Consider the following 3,754-nt stretch of genomic DNA (forward strand, 5'->3'; position numbering starts at 1 on the left):
TGAAACAATATCAGCCTATTGCCATTGGTGAAATTGGTTTGGATTTTTATGTTGCAAATGCCGACATCCCCTCTCAACTCATCTTATTTGAAGCACAGATTGATATTGCTGTTCAGTTTGATTTGCCGGTTATCCTGCATGTACGCAAAGCCCATGATGACGTTTTAAAAGTACTTCGCCAGAAAAAATTATCCGGCGGCATCGTGCATGCTTTCAGCGGCAGTGCCCAACAGGCAGAACAATACCGCAAACTTAATTTTTTATTGGGTGTTGGAGGCGCGTTAACCTATCCACGGGCACAGAGACTGCAACGCCTGTTTACTGAATTACCGCTCTCACAAATCGTGTTGGAAACGGATGCGCCAGATATGCCACTTTGTGGTCATCAGGGAGAACGCAATACTCCTGAAAACATCCCGGTTATCATGGAAAAACTAAGTCAATTACGTGATGAATCAGCGGAGTATATTGCTGAAATCACCACGGCAAATTGTCGACAACTATTCAATATCTGACTAGGGCTTGCTTATCTCTCATCTCCGCCTTTGTTGAGAGCTGAAAGATAAACAAGACCTAATCGTGGTGTTCAGTAATTTCACCTTCGGTAAATAAATAATCACGCAGATGTTGATCCATTTTTTTGTCCTTACGACGAATCCATTCCAAAGCCATCGCAGCATGTTCTTTCTCTTCGTCACGATTATGCTCGAGAATTTTCTTCAACTCAGGATCTTTACAGGCATCAACCCGCTGGTTATACCAGTCGACCGCTTCCAATTCTTCCATAAGCGAAACTATGGCGCGGTGCATATCCTTGGTTTCGTCTGATAATTCGCTAAACGGCTCATGATAACCTTCGTTTGACATATACAATTCCTTAGTATGAATAGAACCCGGATGAAAATAGCATGTCTATCCCGATAGCAACAATAACCTAAATCAATTCAGGACTTTCCATGACGCAAGGCAGCACTGAACGCATACTCCACGCCATTAACTCAGTCATTCTTGGTAAACAGCAACCCGTCAAACTTGCATTAGCATGTCTTCTGGCGCGGGGACATTTATTAATTGAAGATCTGCCAGGTGTTGGCAAAACCACTCTGGCTCATACTCTGGCCACAACGTTGGGACTCCGTTTTCAACGGGTGCAATTTACCAGTGATATGTTACCGGCAGATATTCTTGGGGTATCCATTTATGACCCCGAAAAACATCAGTTCAGTTTTCATCGTGGCCCCATTTTTACTCAACTTCTCTTAGCCGACGAAATTAACCGGGCCTCTCCCCGCACACAAAGTGCGTTACTTGAAGCCATGGAAGAGCAACAGGTTACGATTGAGGGAGACAGCCATCCTCTGGAAGATCCTTTTTTTGTTATCGCGACCCAAAATCCCGCTCATCAGGTTGGTACCTTCCCCCTGCCTGAGTCACAGCTTGATCGTTTTCTGATGCGTATTCAGATTGGCTATCCGGATAAACAAGCTGAACGTGCCTTGCTGACAGGCGAAGACAGACGTCAAATGCTCAAGCAATTGCAAGCTGAAATTACGCCACCCCAATTAATCCAGCTTCAGCAAGCAGCCAGTAAAATTTCATTAAGTGATGCGTTGATTGATTATGTGCAGGCCTTATTGGCCTACACTCGAAATAGTGGTCAATTTTATAATGGTCTGTCCCCACGCGCCGGATTGGGTTTGATTCAGGCCGCTCGGGCCTGGGCCATGATCAACGGACGAGATTTTGTTATTCCAGAAGATGTGCAGGCGATTTTCCCCAGTATTGTGCAGCATCGACTGCAAGCACGTGAACATTTGCAATCTGCAGACTGGGCAGCCGAGATCCTGCAGCAGGTTGCGATTCCCTGATGTTGCGCCAATATTGGCAGCGCTGGCGTCAACAGCAACGCTATCGGGTATTTATTTTGCCCAGCCGCTATGGATTGAGTTATTCGATATTAATCTTGGTGATGTTGCTTGGCGCTATTAACTACAACAACAGTCTCGGTCACTTACTGTGTTTTCTGCTGGTAGGTATCGGCCATGTAGCCATGCATCACAGTTATCGTAATGTCCGCCAGCTTGATTATCAGCTGGGCCGCGCTGAACCGGTTTTTTGCCAGCAGCCTGTTTTGTTGCCACTGAACCTGACCAATCATAGTCCACGACCTATCCGACAATTAGATATCGCTTATCTGCCATCAATCTCACGTTCAGGTTGGTGGCCGCTAAAACAATTTTCCCGGTATCTTCCTGTGTATAAAGCCCCTCAGCTTGCTGCAGAACAAACCAGCCTGCATCTGATTCCAATACCCACCAATAAAAGAGGCTGGCAGGATTTAGGGCGAATGAGGCTTTCCAGTGTCTACCCTATTGGATTATTGCTGAGCTGGTTTTTTATTGATATCCGACAACGGGTTCTTATTTATCCCAGACCAATGGGCAACAAACCGTTGCCTCCACCTTCTGCTATGGAAGATTCCGGAGCGTTGCAGCATCAACAGGGTCTTGATGATTTTGCCGGTTTTCATCGCTATCGCGTGGGGGATGCCAGACAGCATATTGCCTGGAAAGCCTTGGCTCGAGATGGCATTTTACGAACTAAACAATTTAGCAGTCCTTCCGGACAAAAAATGTTGTTCAACTGGGACGATGTAGCCGATTTACCGGATACTGAAGCGAAATTATCACAACTATGCCAGTGGATTTTGACTGCAGATACCGCTGGTATGCAATACGGTTTAATCCTGCCAAAGCAATCGATAGCGATAGATTCCGGCGACCAGCATCGTCATTTCTGTCTGCGAAGTCTGGCGCTTTATGGCCAATAAACGTTCAGCTGAAATCCCTTCTAAATCGTCCATTCACTGGTTAATGGTGACATTGACGATTATCGCCATTCCGCATTTTTTCTATCAACCACTGTGGGTTGCTGCGATATTTCTGTTGATGATGGGCTGGCGATTAATGAATAGCTGGTATGGATGGCCACTACCGGCGGATAAACACCTGTTAAAAGTGCTGCATTCCGTCGGCGCGATATTGACCATTGTGCTGGTGCTTTACAGTTACGGGATTACCATCGGCCGTGATGCTGGGGTGGCTTTATTGACCACCATGGCAGCCTTCAAAATGGTTGAAGTTAAAAATCTGCGTGATGTTTATCTGAGTTGCTTCATGGGTTTTTTCCTGGTGATTACCCATTTTTTCTTCAATCAGAGCATTCCAATCGTCATTTTGATGCTGGTCAATGTGATCCTGCTGACCAGCTGTCTGATTTCTGCCAATGAATCGGACAGCTCCATTAAACATCGGCTTAAACAATCAACTGTGATGGTTTTACAGGCCATGCCACTGATGCTGTTATTGTTTGTGCTGTTTCCCAGGATTTCCGGCCCTATCTGGGGCTTGCCAAATGACGCTATGGATATTCCGGATAGTCTGCCCGACAGTATGACCTTAGGCGAAGTACCGTCGCAGAACAGTGCCGTGACCGGCATGGCAGACAATATTACCATCGGCAATATCAGTCAGTTAATTCAATCCGATGCCATAGCCTTTCGGGTGAGGTTCGACAACAATCAGTTTCCTGAGCGCCAGGACTTATATTGGCGTGGACCAGTGTTGTGGCACACTGATGGCAAGCGCTGGTTGCCATTAACTGACAATCAAAAACGTTATGAAAACGGCACGAAAATTCATGTTGCCGGAGAGCCTTTTTCATACAGTATGACCCTGGAGCCCCATGACAGGCG

General features: G+C 46.2%; 5 protein-coding genes. 4 read left to right on the forward strand and 1 reads right to left on the reverse strand.

Features of this window, described 5'->3' with window-relative positions:
- Positions 1–515 (forward strand): TatD family hydrolase (locus B3182_RS12225; RefSeq protein ID WP_292752932.1); only part of this gene is annotated, 515 nt, incomplete at its 5' end.
- A gap of 58 nt (positions 516–573) precedes the next feature.
- Here B3182_RS12225 and B3182_RS12230 read toward each other — a convergent pair.
- Positions 574–867, reverse strand: coding sequence for a ferritin-like domain-containing protein (locus tag B3182_RS12230; RefSeq protein WP_292358123.1), 294 nt, complete (start codon positions 865–867; stop codon positions 574–576).
- Between the two features lie 89 nt (positions 868–956).
- Between B3182_RS12230 and B3182_RS12235 the strand changes: the two genes are divergently transcribed.
- The 3 genes from B3182_RS12235 to B3182_RS12245 all read left to right on the forward strand — a co-directional run.
- Entirely contained in the window at positions 957–1,868 is a 912-nt protein-coding gene (locus tag B3182_RS12235) for an AAA family ATPase (protein ID WP_292358122.1), read from the forward strand.
- Positions 1,868–2,830: a DUF58 domain-containing protein gene (locus B3182_RS12240; RefSeq protein WP_292358120.1), complete on the forward strand. Its 963-nt coding sequence runs from the start codon at positions 1,868–1,870 to the stop codon at positions 2,828–2,830. The genes B3182_RS12235 and B3182_RS12240 overlap by 1 nt, the downstream gene beginning before the upstream one ends.
- A partial coding sequence (locus B3182_RS12245) for a DUF3488 domain-containing protein (RefSeq protein WP_292752935.1) occupies positions 2,820–3,754 on the forward strand: 935 nt, incomplete at its 3' end. The genes B3182_RS12240 and B3182_RS12245, both read left to right, overlap by 11 nt.

Origin of the sequence: Methylophaga sp. UBA4204, from assembly GCF_002379485.1 — a bacterium.
GTDB lineage: Bacteria > Pseudomonadota > Gammaproteobacteria > Nitrosococcales > Methylophagaceae > Methylophaga.